This is a genomic window from Orrella sp. 11846, from assembly GCF_048820935.1.
GTDB lineage: Bacteria > Pseudomonadota > Gammaproteobacteria > Burkholderiales > Burkholderiaceae_B > Algicoccus.
Window position 1 is genome coordinate 166654 of sequence record NZ_JBMERD010000006.1, and the last position, 21416, is coordinate 188069.

At 48.3% G+C, this 21416-nt stretch carries 18 protein-coding genes; 11 read left to right on the forward strand and 7 right to left on the reverse strand.

Features of this window, described 5'->3' with window-relative positions; translation table 11 throughout:
• Positions 1 to 498 (reverse strand): recombination regulator RecX, encoded by a 498-nt coding sequence (gene recX / locus ACOI06_RS06970; RefSeq protein WP_420661819.1) that lies wholly within the window; start codon positions 496 to 498, stop codon positions 1 to 3.
• Entirely contained in the window at positions 495 to 1565 is a 1071-nt protein-coding gene (recA, locus tag ACOI06_RS06975) for a recombinase RecA (protein ID WP_420661820.1), read from the reverse strand. The genes recX and recA overlap by 4 nt, the downstream gene beginning before the upstream one ends.
• 377 nt (positions 1566 to 1942) lie before the next feature.
• On the opposite strand from recA, the gene ACOI06_RS06980 reads away from it, so the two are divergent.
• The 3 genes from ACOI06_RS06980 (at position 1943) to ACOI06_RS06990 (ending at position 4600) form a co-directional block, all read left to right on the forward strand.
• Positions 1943 to 2665, forward strand: coding sequence for a response regulator transcription factor (locus ACOI06_RS06980; RefSeq protein ID WP_420661821.1), 723 nt, complete (start codon positions 1943 to 1945; stop codon positions 2663 to 2665).
• A gap of 569 nt (positions 2666 to 3234) precedes the next feature.
• Positions 3235 to 4137: a recombination-associated protein RdgC gene (locus ACOI06_RS06985; protein WP_420661822.1), complete on the forward strand. Its 903-nt coding sequence runs from the start codon at positions 3235 to 3237 to the stop codon at positions 4135 to 4137.
• A gap of 118 nt (positions 4138 to 4255) precedes the next feature.
• Positions 4256 to 4600: a hypothetical protein gene (locus tag ACOI06_RS06990; RefSeq protein WP_420661823.1), complete on the forward strand. Its 345-nt coding sequence runs from the start codon at positions 4256 to 4258 to the stop codon at positions 4598 to 4600.
• On the opposite strand, the gene ACOI06_RS06995 is transcribed toward ACOI06_RS06990, so the two are convergent.
• Positions 4578 to 5726, reverse strand: a complete 1149-nt coding sequence (locus tag ACOI06_RS06995) for an AI-2E family transporter (protein WP_420661824.1) — start codon at positions 5724 to 5726, stop codon at positions 4578 to 4580. The two genes, ACOI06_RS06990 and ACOI06_RS06995, sit on opposite strands and share 23 nt — an antisense overlap.
• Positions 5727 to 5889: 163 nt before the next feature.
• Between ACOI06_RS06995 and trxC the strand changes: the two genes are divergently transcribed.
• Positions 5890 to 6330 carry a thioredoxin TrxC gene (gene trxC / locus ACOI06_RS07000; protein WP_420661825.1) on the forward strand — a complete coding sequence of 147 codons (441 nt, stop codon included), beginning with the start codon at positions 5890 to 5892 and terminating at the stop codon, positions 6328 to 6330.
• Positions 6331 to 6367: 37 nt separating this feature from the next.
• Here the strand turns inward: trxC and pyk are convergent, their stop codons facing one another.
• Positions 6368 to 7834 carry a pyruvate kinase gene (gene pyk / locus ACOI06_RS07005; protein WP_420661826.1) on the reverse strand — a complete coding sequence of 489 codons (1467 nt, stop codon included), beginning with the start codon at positions 7832 to 7834 and terminating at the stop codon, positions 6368 to 6370.
• Positions 7835 to 7860: 26 nt separating this feature from the next.
• A complete protein-coding gene (locus tag ACOI06_RS07010; RefSeq protein WP_420661827.1) occupies positions 7861 to 9726 on the reverse strand; it encodes a phosphoenolpyruvate carboxykinase (GTP) in 1866 nt (621 codons plus the stop codon).
• Between the two features lie 601 nt (positions 9727 to 10327).
• Between ACOI06_RS07010 and ACOI06_RS07015 the strand changes: the two genes are divergently transcribed.
• The 5 genes from ACOI06_RS07015 (at position 10328) to ACOI06_RS07035 (ending at position 18007) form a co-directional block, all read left to right on the forward strand.
• Entirely contained in the window at positions 10328 to 11809 is a 1482-nt protein-coding gene (locus tag ACOI06_RS07015; RefSeq protein WP_420661828.1) for an aldehyde dehydrogenase, read from the forward strand.
• 227 nt (positions 11810 to 12036) lie between these two features.
• Positions 12037 to 13389: a ClC family H(+)/Cl(-) exchange transporter gene (locus ACOI06_RS07020; RefSeq protein WP_420661829.1), complete on the forward strand. Its 1353-nt coding sequence runs from the start codon at positions 12037 to 12039 to the stop codon at positions 13387 to 13389.
• Between the two features lie 218 nt (positions 13390 to 13607).
• A complete protein-coding gene (locus ACOI06_RS07025) occupies positions 13608 to 15260 on the forward strand; it encodes a BCCT family transporter (protein WP_420661830.1) in 1653 nt (550 codons plus the stop codon).
• A 97-nt stretch (positions 15261 to 15357) separates the two neighbouring features.
• Entirely contained in the window at positions 15358 to 17217 is a 1860-nt protein-coding gene (locus ACOI06_RS07030) for a DUF294 nucleotidyltransferase-like domain-containing protein (RefSeq protein ID WP_420661831.1), read from the forward strand.
• Between the two features lie 31 nt (positions 17218 to 17248).
• Positions 17249 to 18007 (forward strand): 3'-5' exonuclease, encoded by a 759-nt coding sequence (locus ACOI06_RS07035; RefSeq protein WP_420661832.1) that lies wholly within the window; start codon positions 17249 to 17251, stop codon positions 18005 to 18007.
• On the opposite strand, the gene ACOI06_RS07040 is transcribed toward ACOI06_RS07035, so the two are convergent.
• Positions 18004 to 18795 carry a 2-keto-4-pentenoate hydratase gene (locus ACOI06_RS07040; RefSeq protein ID WP_420661833.1) on the reverse strand — a complete coding sequence of 264 codons (792 nt, stop codon included), beginning with the start codon at positions 18793 to 18795 and terminating at the stop codon, positions 18004 to 18006. The genes ACOI06_RS07035 and ACOI06_RS07040 overlap by 4 nt on opposite strands.
• A gap of 99 nt (positions 18796 to 18894) precedes the next feature.
• Positions 18895 to 19794: a prephenate dehydratase domain-containing protein gene (locus ACOI06_RS07045; protein WP_420661834.1), complete on the reverse strand. Its 900-nt coding sequence runs from the start codon at positions 19792 to 19794 to the stop codon at positions 18895 to 18897.
• A 138-nt stretch (positions 19795 to 19932) separates the two neighbouring features.
• Here ACOI06_RS07045 and ACOI06_RS07050 point away from each other — a divergent pair, with 138 nt between their 5' ends.
• Positions 19933 to 20409, forward strand: a complete 477-nt coding sequence (locus tag ACOI06_RS07050; protein ID WP_420661835.1) for a YbaN family protein — start codon at positions 19933 to 19935, stop codon at positions 20407 to 20409.
• A gap of 102 nt (positions 20410 to 20511) precedes the next feature.
• The gene (locus ACOI06_RS07055) at positions 20512 to 21390 is read left to right on the forward strand and encodes an isocitrate lyase/PEP mutase family protein (protein WP_420661836.1); all 879 of its coding nucleotides are present in this window, start codon (positions 20512 to 20514) and stop codon (positions 21388 to 21390) included.
• Positions 21391 to 21416: the final 26 nt, after the last annotated feature.

Below are 21416 nucleotides of genomic sequence, written 5' to 3' on the forward strand. Positions count from 1 at the left end.
TTACAAATTTCCGAAGTCCGCATGAAAGTTTTCAGAGTCATCCCAAGCGTCTGGACGCTGTCCTTCCAAAATCCTAATGACTAGATCGCTCCCAAATCCGCGCGACGCTAAAAATCGCGCCTGACGCGCGTACTCACGAGGCTCTTGTGGCAAGCCTGCTGCACCAAAACGCTTATACCAGACCTGATACGCACGCTCAAACTCTGTGTCTTTCAGGGCTTCTAGGCTTTCTTCAATCAGCGCCTGATCTACCCCGCGCTCACGCAAAGTCATTTCAATTCGACGTATGCCGTGCTTAACCTGATCCCGACGCGTGAGCGCTTGTGCAAAACGCGCATCCGACTGCCAGCCTTGATCCGCCAATTCTTGCAACACACGCTCAAGTTCAGATTCATCTGTAACATGAGATCGTAACTTACGGATTAGTTCTTGGCGGGAATGCTCACGCTGGCTCAACAATCGGACAGCGCGAGCTTTTAATGAAATGCGAGCTTTCATTCATCCTGCTTTGGCTTCTCAGGCTCGGCAACTGGGGGTTCACCTAGAGTCACCACCCCAAAATGCTCACGAACCTTGTTCTCGATCTCATGGGCAAGCAATGGGTTTTCGCGCAAATATTCACGAACATTGTCTTTACCCTGACCAATGCGAGTCCCACTGTAGCTATACCAAGAACCCGCTTTGTCGACAACACCGGCTTGAACACCCAAGTCAATAATTTCACCTTGACGTGAAATACCAGCACCATACATGATGTCAAACTCAGCTTGTTTGAATGGTGGTGCGACTTTATTTTTAACGACTTTGACACGCGTTTCGTTACCGATGATCTCATCGCCCTTTTTAATGGCACCAATGCGTCGGATATCCAAACGAACCGATGAGTAGAACTTCAGCGCATTTCCACCTGTCGTGGTTTCTGGGCTACCAAACATCACACCAATTTTCATACGAATCTGGTTAATAAAGATCACCATGCAATTCGTACGTTTAATGGTAGCAGTCAGCTTACGTAGCGCCTGACTCATTAAGCGCGCTTGAAGACCGGGTAAAGAGTCACCCATTTCACCTTCAATCTCTGCTTTGGGCACCAATGCAGCCACTGAGTCAATCACAATCAAATCCACCGACCCAGAACGTACCAAAGCATCGGTAATTTCTAGAGCCTGCTCACCCGTATCTGGCTGTGAAATCAGCAAATCGGTCAGATTCACACCCAAGCGAGATGCGTACTGCACATCCAAAGCATGCTCAGCATCTACAAACGCGCATACACCGTTGAGCTTTTGCATTTCGGCAATTGCTTGCAAGGCCAACGTTGTTTTCCCAGAAGATTCTGGTCCATAAATTTCAATCACGCGCCCCCGGGGCAGCCCACCGACGCCCAAAGCAATGTCCAGTCCAAGTGAGCCTGTGGAGACCACCTGAATGTCATGCTCCACCTCGTTATCACCGTAACGCATGATGGAACCCTTACCGAACTGCTTTTCAATTTGAGAAAGCGCCGCCGCCAGTGCTTTACTTTTTTCTGAATTCGCAACTGACTTCGTAGACTTATCGCTCATATAAAAATTCCCTTAACTGAACGTGAAACTAGAGAAACAGCAACATCACGCATGAGTCGATTTTTAACGACTGGTCGATTTGCCGCACAAGATATTCATCGTATCGCATGGTGAGTTAAACCTGCGAGATATCGTAATCATCTGCCAGATGATTTGTCATGTTTAATTATGACATCTCATATTACTGTATTTATGAACAGTATAGATAATTTATAACGTAACGCAACGAATAATTTCAGGAAAAACAGATTTGAACAAGAGAAATATGCGTATCAACACATCCTTGATTGTTTCAGTGTGTAGAATGGTGATTATCGCTAAATCCTTAGCAAGTATCGCCTGAATTCTGCGACCACACTGACTATTGGACCTGCATTGTGAGAATTCTGATTGTTGAAGATGACCATGCACTCGCAGATGCCCTAACGCAATCACTGAGACAACTGGGCTATGCAACCGATGCCGTCAATAATGGCATGACTGCGGATACTGTGTTGCGCACGCAACATTTCGATCTCTTAATCTTAGATCTCGGCCTACCAGGTCTTTCTGGCGTTGAAGTTCTGCAAAACTTACGCGCACACAACAACACACTCCCTGTCCTCATCCTAACGGCTTCAGATTCTGTAGAGCAGCGCGTACGCCTACTTGATGCTGGTGCAGATGACTTTATGTCCAAGCCATGCTCATCTCGAGAATTTGAAGCACGGGTTCGCGCCTTAATTCGGCGTACTTCAGGAACTGGAAACCCCTTGTTACGCTACGACACACTGACATTCGATCAAGTCGGGCGTACCGTGACAGTGAACAATCAACCACTACCACTATCAGCCCGTGAAATCAGTCTGCTCGAAATCTTTCTGATGCGCGTTGGACAAATCATCAATAAACATCAAATCGTCGACTTCTTATGCCAATGGGGTGAAGAAGTGACAGTTAATGCAGTTGAGGTTTACGTCTATCGATTACGTAAAAAACTCGAAAGTAGCGGCGTTCATATTGCCACAGTCCGTGGACTTGGCTATTGCTTACAAAAGCCTGACCCCCAAAACCACGCAAGTCCTCAACACGTCCCACCTCCAAACGACATCCATCAATAATTGAAATTCACATCGAAATCGCTTCGAGCAATCATGCTTGTTTTGCGGAGTGAAACACGCAATTACAGATATCTACCTGCTTGTTGTCCCTTATGGCAGACTGTCATGAATCGTTTAGGTAGAGAAACTCACTTAAGTGAGTGATTACTGATCGTCACTTCCATGCAACAGATTATTCAAACCTGTCAGCTTGGTGTCAGGTTAATCGCCTATGATGCCTGCTGATGTGTTTTGAATTTCAAAAGGCTGTCTTCTAAAACACAACACATCACAAATCTGGCACAGTTTCAAAAACAACAATTCAATGTGAGGAAGAGAATTCAAATCAGCGATCGCCCCATTCATGTAGAGTCAAACCAAGTGAGATGACGCTGGTTTATAGTCCCCCGCCGGATGGGACTGCTGCACCCTACCGGCTTTTTAGCCCCTTCATGCAAATGAAGGGGTTTTTTTTACGGAATGGCTAGCTATTTATCTCACGGATAAAAACAACCACTGGGAAGACTTCTGGTTGACACTTCGCCTGCTTGCACTAAACTTGTTCACTTTTTACTGAGCGAGTCAAACATATGTGGTTCAAAAATCTCAAAGTCTTCAGACTGGCCAATCACTGGACTAAACACTGGAGTGAGATCGACCAAGCGCTGGCCAGTCATCGCTTCACCCCTTCAGATTCTTTAAGTGCGGTTTCTCAAGGTTGGGTGCCTCCTCGAGAAGATGATGATCGCCTAGCGGTCAATATCAATGGCCAAATTCTGATGGCATTGCGGATTGAAAAAAAACTACTACCCGCAACCGTTGTCAATCAGGAGGTCAAAGAGCGCGCTCAAGTCCTAGAAGCAGAGCAAGGCTATCGCCCTGGTCGCAAGCAGTTGCGTGATCTCAAAGAAATGGTCATCGAGTCACTCATGCCGCGCGCCTTCAGTATTGCCCGTGATGTACGTGTCTGGATTGATCCGGTCAACCAATGGCTCGTCATTGATGCTGCCGCTAATGCACAGACCGAAGACGTTCTTTCAGCGTTAGGTAAGAGCCTACACCCCTACCCAGCTGAACCTTTACGTTTGGAGAAATCTAGTGCCCAGCTTATGACCGACTGGTCTATCAAGGCACAAGCTGACGAAGGCTTTACGATTGATGCAGATAGTCAGTGGCAATCTTCTGGCGATATTACAGGCGTTATTCGTTACGCCAAACATCATGTCGATTTACCGACCATCACGCAGCATGTTGAAAATGGCTATCAATGCACACGTTTGGCACTCACTTGGGAAGATCGGATCAGTTTTGTGTTGACCGAAGAATCGGACCTACGACGCATACAACCGCTCGATATTCTGGAAGAGCGTGCGCAAGCCGATGCCACACTCAATGAATCCGAACGTTTAGATGCAGACTTCACACTCATGACGCACGAATTACAAAACATGCTCAATGCTGTGATGCGTGCTCTCCAAGAGCAACGCGATTAAGTAGATCAACCCTAACCATTGAAGCAATTGGGCGACCTTGCAGTCGTCCAATGCTTTTAGGTAAAACAATTCTGAATCACAACCTACGTTTCTATCAACACTGAATAGGCTGCATCTGATGCTAGAAGATTTTGATATTTTCCCTCTAGAGTCCTTGGGTGCACAACTGACTCAAATTCGTCTTACCGCTAAGCCCAGTGTGTATGACGCACTCGGCGAGTTTTCAGTCACCATCATTCTAGTAGTGGGCCCGCCTGATCCTGGTCTCTTACCTGAGCTGATTCCTGAAGAAATCTTTGAGCGTGGCCACCCTATCCACGTCGGCGCATTAAGCTCTGACGATCCCACCCCATTGCACACGATGTTCGACCTAATCGAACTCATGAATGACGAAGAAATCGTAGTTTTCTTATGTGAAGATCAAAACACGTGGTTTCGCGCTACGAATCTGCTTGATCGCTAGATCTTGGGTCTGATGCTGTCGACGACTGATCCACTTGAGGCGGTACGTCTGATTCATCAATGTCAATGAGTGAAGGCTGATTGTCATTCATGACTCGAAACAGATCCCAGGCCACCAAAAACAACACGGCAATCAAAGGTCCTGCCACAAACCCACTTAAACCAAACAGGCTTAAACCACCTAAAGTCGACAACAGAACCAGATAGTCGGGCAAACGTGTATCTTTGCCAACCAAAATGGGTCTTAAAACATTGTCGACTAGGCTGATCACCAACAAGCCGTACAGTCCAAGAACGACACCCTTGTAAATATCACCCGTTGCCAAACAGTAAACTGCAACTGGGCCCCAGACCAAACCAGCCCCTACCGCAGGCAATAACGATAAGACCGCCATCACGGCACCCCACAACGTCGGTTGTGGAATGTTCAGCACCCAAAAAATCAGCCCACCCAAAATACCCTGGCAAACAGCCACAGCAACGTTGCCCTTAATGGTGGCACGTACAACCGTCGCCACCCGACTCATAAACCTTGTTTTATGTGTGCTACTCAAAGGAATCGCATCAGTAATCAGATTTGAGAGCTTCTCACCATCCCGCAGCAAAAAGAACATCAGATACAACATAATGCCCAGTTCAATGACGAACATAAATGTGTTTTGTCCAAGATTAAAAGCTTGATTACCGATAAGCTGCACAGCCTGCTTGGCAAATTGCGAAATATTGTCTTTCATTGCCTCTAGATTCGAAAACCCCATGTGGTCAAGCCAGCGATGCACTGTCGGTGGCACCCCATTGAGAATTTTTTCATATAGATGTCCAGCATCAAACGACCCACTTTGAATGCTTTGATAAAGAACATAAAGCTCGGAAACCACTGACTGCGTAATGAATGTAATCGGCAACAAAACGACCAGTATCGCAAGCAATAGCGTCAGCAAGGCGTTGACAGTGGGATAACGTGGCAGACGTTTTGTGAGACGCTTTTGAATCGGAAAAAACAAAATGGCCAAGACAACGGCCCAGAAAATACCCGTTGCAAAAGGCATCACCATCCACACAAACACTAGTGAGATAATGACCAAAAGAATCAAAAAGAAACGAACTTGCAAGATTTCAGACTTCACTGAGCCCACCCAGATTCAAAGAGATGCGATGTCTTCGCGCACTGTTGTGACTATACACAAGCTAGAAGCTGATTGTGCCGACAAATTGTTTCATCAGTTGTATTTGAGAACTATTTGTTATATAATTTTATATATTAAGAAAATACTAATCAGGAGCTTCCGTATGCAAATCAGATGCCCGCACTGTCAAAAAACAAATCGAGCACCAACCAACCGTCTGCATGAAAACCCACAATGCGGAGCTTGTCAGCAACCCATACTGGGTCAGGTAATTGAACTCAATGGCGCATCATTGCAAGAAGTTGTCACAACAAACGCTCTGCCCATGATTGTTGATTTCTGGGCACCTTGGTGTGGTCCGTGTCGGATGTTTGCACCGACCTTTGAAGCAGCCGCAAAAGAATATGGTGGGCAGCTCTTGTTTACCAAAGTGAATACGCAAGAAGAACAAGAAGCGGCAGCAACTTATCAGATTCGCTCTATCCCGACACTTGCGGTTTTTCACGGTGGTCAAGAAATTGGACGCGTCTCGGGCGCGCTCCCAGCAACACAATTAAACCAACTCATTGATGAAATCATCAGCAAAACAACCACTTCAGCCTAAGTGAAGTGGCCTCAGACATAAGGTGCAAAACACACGTTTAAATTGTTTCATCCGTTTTTTGCACCCAATCATCGACCCACGCAATACGCAATAAGTTGGTCGTACCTGAAACACCAAATGGTGTACCTGCCGCAATCAAAATGGCCTTCTTTGGTTTCGCAAACCCATGGCGCACCACCGCTTGTGTGGAATGCTCCATGATCTCATCTGCACTGCACACTTGAGGTGCTTGCGTGGAGTGAACCCCCCACACCAAACTTAATCGTCTAGCGACTGACAAATAAGGTGTCATGCTCACAATCGCACTGCGTGGTCGCTCATGCGCCACACGCAAGGCTGTCGCACCTGATGCGGTAAATGCCACGGTGGCAGACACATCCAAGGCATCGGCTACGGTCCGAATGGCCGCCGAAATTGCATCACGCCCCGAACCGTCACGATGTGACTGTACAGCTTGCATCGTGTCACGCTGTAAAGAATCCTGTTCTGTATTTCGGATAATTCGGTCCATCATATCGACGGCTTGAACCGGATATGTGCCTGAAGCCGATTCAGCAGATAACATCACCGCATCCACACCATCATAAATCGCACCCGCCACATCACTCACTTCTGCTCTAGTCGGCACCGGTGTCTGAATCATGGATTCCAGCATTTGCGTGGCCACCACCACAGGCTTGCCCATTTCTCGACACACGCGGATGATACGTTTTTGTAAAACAGGGACTTCTTCAGGTGGACTCTCAACCCCTAAATCACCTCTGGCAACCATCACAGCATCGGCTTGCGACACAATTTCCTCGAGCGCATCAAATACCGCTGGTTTTTCGAGTTTGGCCATCACCCAGGCACGATTGTCGACCAATGCTTTGAGCTCTTCAATGTCTTGTGCGCGCTGCACAAACGACAAAGCCACCCAATCAACACCGAGTTCTAAACCAAAAGCCAGATCACGCTTGTCTTTGTCCGTGAGCGCAGACAACGGCAAGATCGCACCTGGCACATTAACACCTTTGCGATCAGACAAAACACCGTCATTACAAACCTCAACACGCGCATGGGTTGCGTCTGAACGCAAGACTCGCAAGCGCACTTTACCATCATCAATCAGCAACATATCGCCAGCTTGGATCGCTGCAAAGATCTCTGGATGGGGCAAAGGCACCCGCATCTCAGTGCCCAACGCAGCATCCTGATCCAGAATCAGCTGATCACCCGCTTTCACAGACAAATGGCCGCCTTCAATTAAGCCCAATCTGAGTTTAGGGCCTTGCAAGTCCATCAACACACCGATAGGACGATTAAACTCACGCTCAACTTGACGTACGAGTTCATAACGCCGGCGGTGATCGTCATAGGTGCCATGGCTGAAATTAAATCGAAACACATCCGCACCTGCCTCAAACAAGTCACGAATTCGGTCCAACTCATCACTGGCAGGCCCTAATGTCGCAATGATTTTGGCGTTTCTTAATCGATGCGTCACTGTATCAAATGTTCTCATCAATTTCTCCATGGCATCCAGTGCACTCAGACGTCTTCAGACATCTCATCCAGGCGGGTTTGCATCGTTTCACGAATTTTCAGCAAAGCAGTCGGCATTTTGTCACTCAGTGACTGAAACAGCTCATCATGCAATGCAAACTCTTCACGCCACGCAGCCACATCAATCGAAGACACTTGATCAAACTGGGATTGATCAAATGACAAGCCTGTCCAATCAATGTCTGTGTAGGAAGGACTTGTGCCAAAAAAGTGCGTTTCTCCACCTGATTGATCTTGCAAACGTGAAATCATCCACTTCAAGATTCTGGCGTTTTCACTAAATCCAGGCCACACGAATCGACCTTGGGCATCCGTTCTGAACCAGTTCACACAAAAAATCTGTGGTAATTGGACACCGCGTTTTGCTAAGAACTGACCTAGGGACAGCCAATGGGCAAAGTAATCACCCATGTGGTAACCACAAAACGGCAACATGGCAAATGGATCACGACGCACAACCCCCTGCTTACCCGTTGCAGCAGCTGTCGTTTCGGACCCCATGGTCGCTGCCATGTACACGCCCTCTTCCCAATCTCGGGCATGCGTCACCAAAGGCACCGTGGTTGAACGGCGACCACCAAAGACAAACGCATCAATGACGACACCTTGAGGGTCATCCCACGCTTCATCCAGCACAGGATTGCGCGTTGCGCTCACCGTAAAACGGGCATTCGGATGTGCAGCTTTCACGCCTTTCGCACCCAATTCAGGCGTCCAATCTCGACCTTGCCAGTCAATCAAATGCGCAGGCGGCTGATCGGTCATACCTTCCCACCACACATCACCATCATCCGTTAACGCCACGTTGGTAAAAATAACGTCCTGATTCAAACTTTTCATGCAGTTGTAGTTTGACTCATAACTGGTCCCGGGTGCGACACCAAAATAACCGGCTTCTGGGTTAATGGCTCTAAGTCGACCTTTCTCATCAGGCCAGATCCAGGCAATGTCATCCCCAATGGTCGTAATTTCCCAACCTTGGCTGGCCAGTTCAGCAGGTGGAATCAGCATCGCAAAGTTGGTTTTGCCACACGCTGAAGGAAAAGCGGCCGCAACGTGATGTTTTTCACCAGATGGGGTTTTAACCCCCAAAATCAGCATGTGCTCTGCAAGCCAGCCGGGTGAATCATCATTGGCTTGTGCCTGCCCCATCGACGATGCAATTCTCAACGCTAGGCATTTCTTACCTAAAAGCGCATTGCCACCATAACCTGATCCGTAAGACCAGATTTCACGCGTCTCAGGAAAATGCACAATGTATTTAGTTTCATTACACGGCCAAGCCACATCACTTTGTCCTGGCTGTAATGGAGCACCCACGCTGTGTACGCAGGGTACAAACAGACCGTCCTCACCCAAGACATCATAAACAGCACGTCCCATGCGTGTCATTAATTTCATATTGATAACGACATAAGGTGAATCGGTGAGCTCAACACCAATGCGAGCCATCGGTGATCCAAGGGGTCCCATTGAGAATGGCACTACATAAAGCGTTCTGCCTCGCATGGCGCCATCAAACAGTCCGTTGAGTGTCTGACGCATCTGTGCCGGATCTTCCCAGTTATTTGTCGGACCCGCGTCGATTGCGTTTTCAGTACAAATAAAGGTGCGATCTTCAACGCGTGCCACGTCATCGACTGATGATCTCGCCAAAAAAGAATTGGGGCGCTTCTTGGGATTCAGCGCGATCAACGTGCCACGAGCCACAAGCTGTGCACACAACTCATCATATTCAGCCTGAGAGCCGTCACACCAAACCACTTGATCCGGCTTGGTCAGGTCAACAATTTCCGACACCCAACGCTGAAGTTCTTTGTGTTTCACAAAATCAGGAACGTGCCTCGTCATATACAGTCTCCTTTCATTGAACCTGAGAGATTAAGGTTCATTATTTTGAGTTTTTTACTCACTTGTTCATCAAGCTTACTCTGAGCTGCGGAAAAAATCACAAAACATCCGCCCGACACGTACAAGGAATATAGTGAAAGGAGATATTGACGGCAGAATGAACTACGCATATAGCACTCGATAACAAAAAAAATGGACTTTACGTGCATTACATGCGAATAGACAATCGGTAAGTTTTGATGAAATTATTTTTCAATTTATACCGATCATTTCATACTGAAGAACAGATGAGTCTCAAACGAGGCATAAAGATTTTACTTAGCACATGGTGTAGACCGTGTGGTTACGCATTTAATAAATCGCACAACGATGCTAATCTAATTTGATCACGATTCCATCAACGCTTAAAAAACTTTTTTCAAACCTGCACTTTGTGAATATTTGAGCGTATCACATACACCACGAGCGTGAGACTTTCGGAACGCGTAGCTCTAGCAAGAAATACGAAAATATCACACCAAATCAATGATATAAAAAACATAAACAACACTCCTTGATCTGCTCAAAGATCAGATTTTTCATCATCAGAGAAGGCAACATTGTGAAAAAATACAATCACTTCATTAACGGTCAGGACGTTGCGCCGACCAATGGCAACTGGATCGATAGCGTGGATCCCTATCGAGGTGAGGCTTGGGCACAAATCCCTCAAGGTAATGCCGCAGATGCGGATTTAGCCGTCATGGCCGCACATCGGGCAATGACAGAAGGTCCTTGGGCGCAAATGAACCCATCAGAGCGTGCGCGATTAATGATTCGCCTAGCTGACCTCATTGAGAAAAACGCAGAACACCTTGCAGAAATTGAAGTTCGTGACAACGGTAAATTGCTCACAGAAATGCGTGGTCAACTCAATTACCAACCAAACTGGTGGCGATACTTTGCGGGTTTAGCCGACAAAATTGAAGGCAGCGTGATGCCGATCGACAAACCGCAGCATTTCACCTATACACGACAAGAACCAGTGGGTGTGGTGGTGGCCATTACCGCCTGGAACTCTCCACTTTTATTTGTCGCTTGGAAATGCGCCGCTGCCATTGCGGCCGGATGCACCGTAGTCATCAAACCGTCAGAGTTTGCCTCGGTCTCAACCTTGGAGTTTGTGCAACTGACTCGTGAAGCGGGCTTTCCCGATGGCGTCTTTAACGTCGTCACCGGATATGGTGCAGAAATCGGTTCGGCACTCATCGATCATCCACAAGTCGCAAAAATCACATTTACAGGTTCAGATGCAACAGGCGCTTTAATTTACGCACAAGCTGCAAAAAGCATGAAACGAGTCTCGCTTGAGTTAGGCGGCAAATCCCCAAATATTGTGTTTGATGATTGCAATCTGGATGCCGCTGCTTCTGGCGTGATTTCAGGCATTTTTGCGGCAACGGGACAAACTTGCATTGCCGGTTCGCGTCTATTGGTTCAAAACTCGATCAAAGCGCAATTCACTGAAAAACTGGTTCAGCTTGGTCTGACCGCCCGTAAAGGCGATCCCATGAAGCCTGACACCAACATTGGTCCAGTCACAACTCAGCCACAATACGAAAAAATACTCGATTACATGCGCATCGCAAAACAAGAAGGCGCACGTTGTGTTTTAGGGGGTGGCCCAGCCACTGATGCAAACTTACCCGGCGGCCAGTTTGTTGAACCCACTATCTTCACAGATGTCACCCCTGAGATGCGTATTGCCAAAGAAGAGGTGTTTGGCCCAGTGTTATCTATCATTGGATTTGAAGACGAAGCCGATGCGATCCGTATTGCAAACGACACGATCTACGGCCTTGCGGCAGGTATCTGGACCAAAGACATGGGCCGATCTTTTCGCATGTCTGCCGCGATCAAGGCCGGAACAATATGGGTCAACACCTACCGTGCAATTAGTTACATGATGCCATTTGGCGGCATGAAACATTCGGGCATAGGTCGAGAAAGTGGGATCGTTGCGATTCAGGAGTATCTGGAAACAAAAAGCGTCTGGATTTCCTATGACGACAATGTCCCAAGCAATCCATTTGTGATGCGCTAAGGTCATTAACCACCACACAGTTCTATATGTGATGCGCAGTGAACGTGGCAAGTTTATTCAATAACTTGCCACGCTCTTAATCTTTGCACTAAAGAAAGCGGTGAAACTCGCGCCAGTCCGTACCTTGGCTGACTGTACAATCATTTTCAAACAATGACTCGAACCATAAAACTTAACTTGATAATCTGTTAAATTCACCTAGCGACAATCCTCCAAACTCAATCGACATGATCCAAAATGCCATTCCACCGGTCATTGAAGAATCCTTCAATGACATCAACCCGGGACTCATCAAACTTCTGATGGTCGCTGCCATTGCCGGTGGATTAAGCGGCTTAGTGGGCGGCGCATTTCATTGGTCTTTATTTCATGGACAAAACCATTTTCTGGCCTTTGTCACTTATCTTAAAACCCATCAAGATCTGATTCCGGGTTTATTATTCCTCATGGTCATCACCGGCTGTAGTGTCGCCTTTGCACGCTGGCTGATTCGATTTGCGCCTTACGCTTCAGGTAGCGGGGTTCAACATATCGAAGCGGTCATGCGTGAAGAAATCAATCCGCCTAAATTTGCAGCCTTACCCGTCAAGTTTATTGGTGGCATCTTTGCGGTCATTCCACAATTGGCTTTAGGACGCGAAGGGCCCACCATTCAAATGGCCGCAATCATTGGGCAATACTGCGCTAAATTGTTCAGACTGGCCGTTGATGACATTCGCTTGATGTACACCGCCGTGGCAGGGGCTGGCTTGTCTGTAGCCTTTAATGCACCGTTATCTGGTGTGTTGTTTGTCATTGAAGAAGTGGCGCATCGCGTCACAATGCGACGTGCCATGGCAGCGATGATTTCCGTTGCTACTGCCATTACTGTGTATCGCGGCGTTTATGGAAATGAGCTCGACTTTATTACCGTCAAGCTTGCTGAACCACAAATCAACCATTTAGTGATCTATGCCCTTCTCGGCTTTCTGATGGGTTGGCTAGGCATGCAATACAACCGAACCGTCATGTTTGGGCTTAACCTATTTAGCAACACTGCGCCTCGCCTCTCCCCTTGGATCAAAGCTGGTTTAGTCGCAGCACCCATCGCCATCCTGACATATTTCAATGCCGATTGGGTGGGTCCAGGCGACTATCAAGTCAATATGGTGTTATCAGGTCAGTTTGCTGCCTCAGCCCTCATTATGCTTTTAGCGATACGCTGGATTTTAAGTTCGGTTTCTTACAGCTTCGGAGCACCGGGTGGTCTGTTTGCTCCTTTACTGCTGGTAGGCGCCATCATCGGATATTTGTTTGCTCAGGGCATCAACTTACTAACCGATCAGGTCTTTATGCTGGATCCCGCTGCATTCGCACTTGTGGCTATGTCGGCATTTTTTGCAGGAATTGTGCGCGCACCCATCACGGGCATCTTATTAATTATGGAGATGAGTGGCTCGACTGTGCTCGCTGTACCTTTAATTGTAGCCAGTGTTTGTGCAAACATTGTCCCCACACTTTTCCAGAGCGCACCAGTTTACGATGCTTTAAGAGAACGCATGCTTAAAAATGCACCTACATCAGATCTTCTCAAAAAATAAATACCATCTTTTTCTCATAAGATCCTATCGGATACCACGAAACCACTTAAGCTATCAAGCCACATTAAGAGTTTATTTGTCTTTAAAACCATGCTACGGTTATAAGCGGATTCTTGCGGCGATGCATCTTCCCTTACTTTGATGACCATGGTGCACTCGCCCAATTGGTCGCAAAATACAAACTGGCGTCAGCGACCAACGCCAACCGGGAGGCCTCTGTGAACGAAACAAAAAAAGATCCCATGATCCCCGACGGGGAAGTTAATCCGATTGATACGGACTATACCGTCGGACAAGACAACATTGTGATGAGCGTCGGCCCATTCGGGCTGGATATCCACAACCGCGTGTTTGCGGTCTCTGCCGGGCTCATTATTGCGTTTGTCGTTCTGACTGTTGCTTTTCAGAATTCCGTTGAACCCGTTTTTTCTAATTTATTAGATTGGCTGAAATCAAATCTGGATTGGTTTTTTATCCTATCCGGTAATATCTTTGTCATTGTTTGTCTTGTCCTAGCTTTCACCCCCTTAGGCAGGGTGCGCATTGGTGGCACAGAGGCCAAACCAGACTACTCCTACGCCGCATGGTTCTCAATGCTCTTTGCCGCAGGCATGGGAATCGGACTGATGTTCTATGGTGTATCTGAACCCTTAGGGCATTACATGTCATCTGTCGGTGGGACTGCCATTGAAAACGGCGTACGCACCGACTGGGCACCGTTAGGTGGTGCTGGTGGCAATCCCGCAGCCGCACAAGATCTTGCCATGGCAGCCACGATTTACCACTGGGCACTACACCCTTGGGCCATCTACGGCATCCTTGCATTGGGACTGGCAATCTTCTCCTTTAACAAAGGTTTGCCTTTAACAATGCGATCCGTGTTCTACCCCCTTTTTGGGGAACGCATCTGGGGCTGGCCTGGACATATCATCGATACCTTGGCCGTTCTGGCCACCATGTTTGGTCTGGCGACTTCACTAGGTTTTGGTTCATCACAGGCAGCTGCAGGCCTGCACTACCTGTTCGGTTTCCCGATTAATGACACCATGCAGATCATTCTGATTGTTGGCATCACAGGGTTGGCTTTATTTTCTGTGGTGGCGGGTCTGGATGCGGGTGTTAAACGTCTATCCGAACTCAATATGCTATTGGCTCTGATTCTGCTGCTCTTTGTGGTCGCTGTGGGACCTACGCTGACAATTTTCAAAAGCCTTGGAACCAACCTAGTGTCTTATCTTGAGCACTTGCCCGAATTGAGTAATCCATTTGGTCGGGAAGACAAGAACTATTCACAAGGCTGGACCACCTTTTACTGGGCCTGGTGGATTTCCTGGTCGCCTTTTGTCGGTATGTTTGTAGCACGTGTCTCACGGGGCCGCACCGTTCGTGAATTTATTGTGTCTGTATTGATTGTGCCGTCTCTGGCATGTATGACTTGGATGACCGTTTTTGGCAACACCGCCATTTCTCAAGTCATCAAAGACAAATACATGGCAGCCACCGAAGGTGAAGTGCCACTGCAGATCTTCTTGATGCTCGAACAGTTACCACTAACCACCATCACCTCTTTTATTGCAATTATTCTGGTCGTGGTGTTCTTTGTGACATCTTCTGACTCAGGCTCACTGGTCATTGATGCGATTGCAGCTGGCGGGAAAGTGGAATCACCAGTTCCGCAACGTGTCTTCTGGGCCTCCTTTGAAGGCTTGGTCGCAGTCGCCTTGGTGCTAGGCGGTGGATTGGTGGCTTTGCAGGCCATGGCAGTCTCCACAGGGTTCCCATTCACCATCGTTTTACTGGTCTCTACGGTCGCTGTGATCAAGGGTCTCATGAATGAGCCTAGAGCTCCGAAAAAATTCAAATCGAATTAATTAATCGCCTGCGCCCAGACATTTTGCATAAAGTGTCTGGGCTATTTGTCACGATTGAATTATTAACTACCATCTGCGCAAACACGCAAGGAACATCATGGAAAGCGAACAGCTTGAAATCCTCGATTTTCTTCAAAAATACGCCCCTTTTACCTTTTTAACGCCAGAAACACTCACCGATATCGCAAAAACCATAGACGTGAAATATGTCAAACGCGATACCCCGATTCTGGAATACGGGCAAAAAGTCACTGAGTGGTATGTTGTGCGCAGTGGTGCTATCGAAATATATCTTCGCGATGGCACACTCTATAACCGCATGACCGAAGGCGGGCATTTTGGGGAATCTGGGCTTCTGACGCGAGGTAAAAACCGCTATCCGGCAACAGCCATTGAAGACTCCTTGCTCTATACCATTCCTGAAGACGTCTTTTTAAGTGCCTACGAAAACCACGAAGAATTTGCAGAAAGCATTGAACTTGAGAGCCGCTCACGCTTGCGGCAAGTGGTCTCCAAAGCCACACAGGCCAATGAGCTTATGTCCACGCATGTCAAAAAGCTCTTAAACAAAGAAGCTGTCTGCACGGCACCAGACACCCCGATCCATGCGGTCGCAGCACACATGTCTGAGCAAGGGGTGTCCTCAGTCCTCATTCGAGATGACAGTGGCATTATTGGTATTGTCACAGACCGTGACATTCGCAACCGGGCTGTGGCCGTGTGCATGGATCTGACCCAACCCGTCAGCGAAATCATGACAACGGACATTGTGTCTGTCCAACACGATCGCATGGCCATTGAAGCGATGCTGACCATGTTGCACCACAACGTCCATCACTTGCCAGTTCTACGCCGCGATGAGCCAGTCGGCGTGATTGCCTTATCTGACATCTTGCGCTACGAGTCGCGCAATAGCCTATTTGTAGTCAGTCGAATTTACCATCAAGAAACGGTTGAGCAACTCGAAGAACTAAAGACAGAGGTGCAGGCCACCTTCAGCACCATGGTGAACCAAGAATCCAGCTCTTACATGATTGGCAGCGCCATGGCTGCCATTGGCAGGGCTTACAAACAACGCCTACTTGAGCTGGCGCATGAGAAACTGGGTCCCGCCCCCATCCCCTATTGTTTCCTAGCGCTTGGCAGCATGGCGCGTCAAGAACAGTTAATCGTGACCGATCAGGACAACGCGCTCATTCTGGACGATTCCTTTGATCCAGCACGCCACGATGAATACTTCAAAGCACTAGCGACATTTGTATGTGACGGCTTAGACAAAGCCGGTTACCCCTATTGCACCGGGGGTGTCATGGCCACGAATGATCAATGGCGACAACCCTTGAAAGTCTGGCGTGAATATTTCACCCAATGGATCGAAAAACCCAGCCCCAAATCTTTATTAGATAGCAATATTTTCTTTGATTTGGAAGGCGTTTACGGTCAGGCTGAGTTTGCTCATAACCTGCAAACCCTCATTAGCCAAAAAGCACGTGGTAACAACCGGTTTCTGGCTAGCATGGCCCGTAACGCGTTACAGCGCACACCACCCATCGGGTTCTTTAAGAACTTCGTGGTTGAAGCCGATGGTCGCCACAGTCGCACCATCAACCTCAAACGGCGCGGCACAGCACCTCTGACAGACTTAATTCGAGTCCACGCCCTAGCCATCGGATCACGCGCGCACAACTCCTTTGAACGTTTGAACGACATCGAACAAGCAAAAATCCTGGCGCATGGTCGTACACAAGATATCCGCGATGCCTTAGAGTTTATTTCTTCAATCCGTGCACGCAACCAGGCTGAGCAACTGGCTCAAGAGCAAGTTCCCAGCAACAGTATCGTGCCCGATGATTTGTCGGATTTTGATCGTAAAAGTCTGCGTGATGCGTTTTTGATCTTGTCAAACGCCCAAAAATATCTAAGATTCCGCTATCAGCCTAATCGTTCGGCTCATTAACGAATCTGACACACGGACACTGGAGCGCATTTTGTTACACAGCAGCCTCTTACATCTTCCATCTGAAAAACATCCAAAGACTGTCACCTCGGTTGATTGGGCGGGTCGTTTTGTGGCTTTGGCTGAACAGGCCAAGGATCCACGACTCAAAGCGTATTACAGCGCGGGTATGCCTAGTGGTGAGACCCCCATTCGCGATGTTCCACTCATGGCTTTAGACGTCGAGACAACAGGCCTCAATCCGATGAAAGATGGCATTGTCAGCATTGGGCTTTTGCCAATGACACTGGACCGGATTCTGTCGAGCCGGTCCAAGCACTGGATTGTGCAACCCCACGTGCCCTTGGCTGACGCATCGGTCACCTTGCATCACATCACGCACACCCAAGTTGAAAACGCCCCCAAACTGATCGACATTCTCGATCCTGTTTTACACGCAATCGCAGGTCACGTGCTCGTTGTGCATTGTCGAGCGATTGAGCGAAACTTCCTGAATAACGCACTCACCCGCATGATTCATGAGCCGCTCGAGATGCCCATGATCGACACCATGGAACTTGAAGCGCGCATCCATCGACGCAAACCTGCTGGCTCTTGGTGGCAAAAGCTTCTTGGCCGCCCGGTCGAACAGACATCGATTCGCCTAGCCGCCAGTCGTGCACGCTATAACCTGCCGTTTTACAAACCGCACCACGCACTCACCGATGCATTGGCGACGGCTGAACTCTTACAAGCACAAATTGCCGATCGGTTCAGCCCCGAAACACCGCTTGATGAACTCTGGCGTTAACTAAATTGACAACTCACTTGACCGAGTGCGCCCATGTGAACGTCCACAATGTCGCCAGATTGAACCGGCATCATCGGTCCAAGTGATCCTGACAAGATCACTTCACCTCGTCGCAACGGTTGATTGTTGTCAGCCATCAAACAAGCCAACCAATAGGCTGAACGCAAAGGATGACCTAAGCACGAAGCGCCTGTTCCTGTTGACACCACGCTGCCGTTGATCCGCATTTGCATTCCAATATCTGCCAATGACAAGGCATCAATTGCCACCGGCTGGTCACCCAACACATAGAGTGCACTCGCGGCATTGTCTGACACCGTATCAAAGATCGTGATTTCCCAGTTCTTCACAACCGAATCCACCACTTCAATGGAAGCAACGGCGTACTCCAATGACAGCAAGAATTCTGCCCAGGTCGGTTTAGCCTGATCCACATCGCGCCCTAGAATGAAAGCCACTTCGGCTTCGACTTTGGGTTGAATCAGCCTAGAGATATCAATCGTCTGTCCGTTTAGGTACTCCATATCGGCAAACAAAACCCCAAAATCAGGCTGATCAACACCTAGCTGTTCCTGTACGACCTTGGAGGTCAGACCAACTTTTTTACCACTCACACGCGCACCAGCCGCAATCCTTGCAAGGTTATTAATTTGTGCGATGGTGTAAGCGTCTTCAATCGTGGCAATGCCATGGGTTCTGGAGATCGGATCGACCGCTTGGCGCTGTTTTCTAGCCTGAGCGATCACTTGAGCAGCATCGACAAGCTGGGGATCGGTGGACTCTGACATATCTACTCCTTCAATTAAACATTGAACTCAACTAAACACTGAACTCTAAAATCTAACCTGATTGTGCCGCAAAATGGCACACTTGCGGCAAAGATCTTACTAAGCACACGCACCGTTAGACGCGGTATGTGAGGAGACCCACGTTTGGGGTCCTTGGGGCATACCGCCAATCTGACGCAGATTGGCTTGGTATGACTGCACAAGTTGGACACAAGCATCCAACTGAGCTTGCGCCAGACAAGTCACTAAACTGAAAGCATTCGGGTTGGTTGGCGAGTGTTGATAAACCCAAACAGATGCTTGGGGCACCAGACGCAGACACGCGGTTTGTATCTGGCACAACACATCACGCGATGCTGCCTCAATTTCAACCCAACACCATGCCGAACAGTGAACATCGATCTTCGGTACTGATTTGTGCTGACTCGAAGACAAGATCCACCAACGCGTGACATTATCCGCTTCAGGTGGAATATCACCAATCAGGCTGTATAAACCATGCTCTACAACCGCCTGGGGTGGTGTCACTGCGGCATGAGATGGCTGCCCACGCTTGGCCACCTCTTGGGCTGCCCCAGACCCCGATAAAGCGAGATTCCAAGGCACACCCGGTAAGTTCTTGAGTAACCAGGAGCGTACCTCTTCCAGAGCCACCGGATGCCCTGTCAGCACTCGAAGGTCGGCCAACGTGACGTCTTTAGAGAGCGTAGCCAGACTATGGATCACTGGTTTCACGATCTCTTGCGCAATCCAGAGCGGCTCGAGCGCAAGCATCATTGAATAATAAGGGGTTGGACCCGCAATTGATGAGTAGTACGGCACACAGACCTGATCTAGCTGACCTTGCGCAAACGCCTCAAACAAGGCCTCAACTTCTAAACCCACCAATCGAATCTCAGGGATTTTTGTACCTTTTGTGCTTGCATAATCCTTTGCGGCCAGATGTGACCAAGAACCTGGCAAACCCAGATAACCAATTGTCCTCTTGTGACTGTGCACGTCGGTTCCTCAAACGTTTAAATCTAATTGAATGAAATCCAGTGAACTTGGTTCCACACCACTGATATTCGGTCACTGATCGCACCATTGCGATAAGATCAAGTGTCTCATTTTTACCCTGCGCCTTGCGCGCCTCACGTGAATACAAAGCCAGAATCCGACTCAAACGAAGAAATTGCCGCGCTTCTAGCCAATCTACCTGAGCGTGCACTCTGGCAACGCGTGTTATACGGCGTGGCTGGCAGCCTTGCCCTTGCGCTCGGTATATTGGGCATCATATTGCCCGGACTACCGACCACCCCCTTCATTCTGTTGGCTGGCGCTTGCTTTGCACGCTCATCGACGCGTTTATATCGCGCGTTACTACAAAACCGCTTTAGTGGTCCTTTGCTAAGAGACTGGGCTCAGCACCGCAGCATCACCCGTAAAGTTCGCATTATTGCTTTGAGTGCGATGATTACCATGATATGCATTTCAATTTGGATCTTGCGAGACAAACTCTGGCTGGTCGGTATTCTAATTGCGGCTGGCATCATCGGTTGCTGGGTGGTGATACGGATTCCGCTACGCGACGCTTCAATCGAAACCACCACAAAAACAACTGAAACTGATTAACGTTTTACAGGAACGTCACAAATAGCGAATAATCAGCCTGCATCAGCCCCTAAAATTGAAGCTGCTTCACAATAACAATCACAAACGTCTGGAGACACTGGCATGCACGCATCCAATTCTTATCCATTTCATCATCTGCAAGACGCCTTGAATGGTCAAGACTGTCTGATTGCAAGCTCTGTCTTTGATGCCATGTCCGCACGCATTGCACAATCAATTGGCTCGCACATCGGCATCATGGGTGGTTCTGTAGCCTCTCAAGCCATCTTGGGTGCGCCCGATCTGGTACTCATGACCGCCTCAGAATTAGTTGAGCAATCACGTCGCATCTGCCGCACGAACTGTGTAGACTTGATTGTGGATGCCGATCATGGCTATGGCAATGCTCTGAACGTGATGCGTACGGTCGAAGATTTACAAGCTGCGGGCGTTGCCGGCGTTTGCTTAGAAGATACGGCTTTGCCACAAGCCTACAGTCAAACGCAACCTCAGGTTCTTCTGAGTCTAGATGAAGGTCGCCAAAAAATCAGTGCGGCCTTACAGGCTCGGGGGCGCGGACCGATGATGATTTTTGGGCGTACCAATGCCGTGAGCAGTCACGGCATTGAAGAAGCACTCAAGCGCCTGCTTGCTTATGAAGATCTGAATGTCGATGCGCTCTTTGTCCCTTATCTGACGCAACGCTCAGATTTGGAATACATCGCCAGACGTGTTCATCTGCCTATCATCACCGCCGGTTGTCATGCCGATTTATATGAGCCTAAATTTCTGAAAGACTGTGGTGTCAAAATCTGGATGTGGGGCCATCAACCACTGCTTGCGGCTTACAGCACACTGCGCCATGCCATGCAAGCAGCCCATGAAGGCACACCGCCCTCAAAAATCCTCTTAGATGTTGAAAAAGATTTGTTCACATTGCTCACGGATGCGGACACTTATGGTAATTTGGCAGATCGTTTTCTAAAACCAAATCAACAATAAATTAACGACAATAATCAACGAATCAG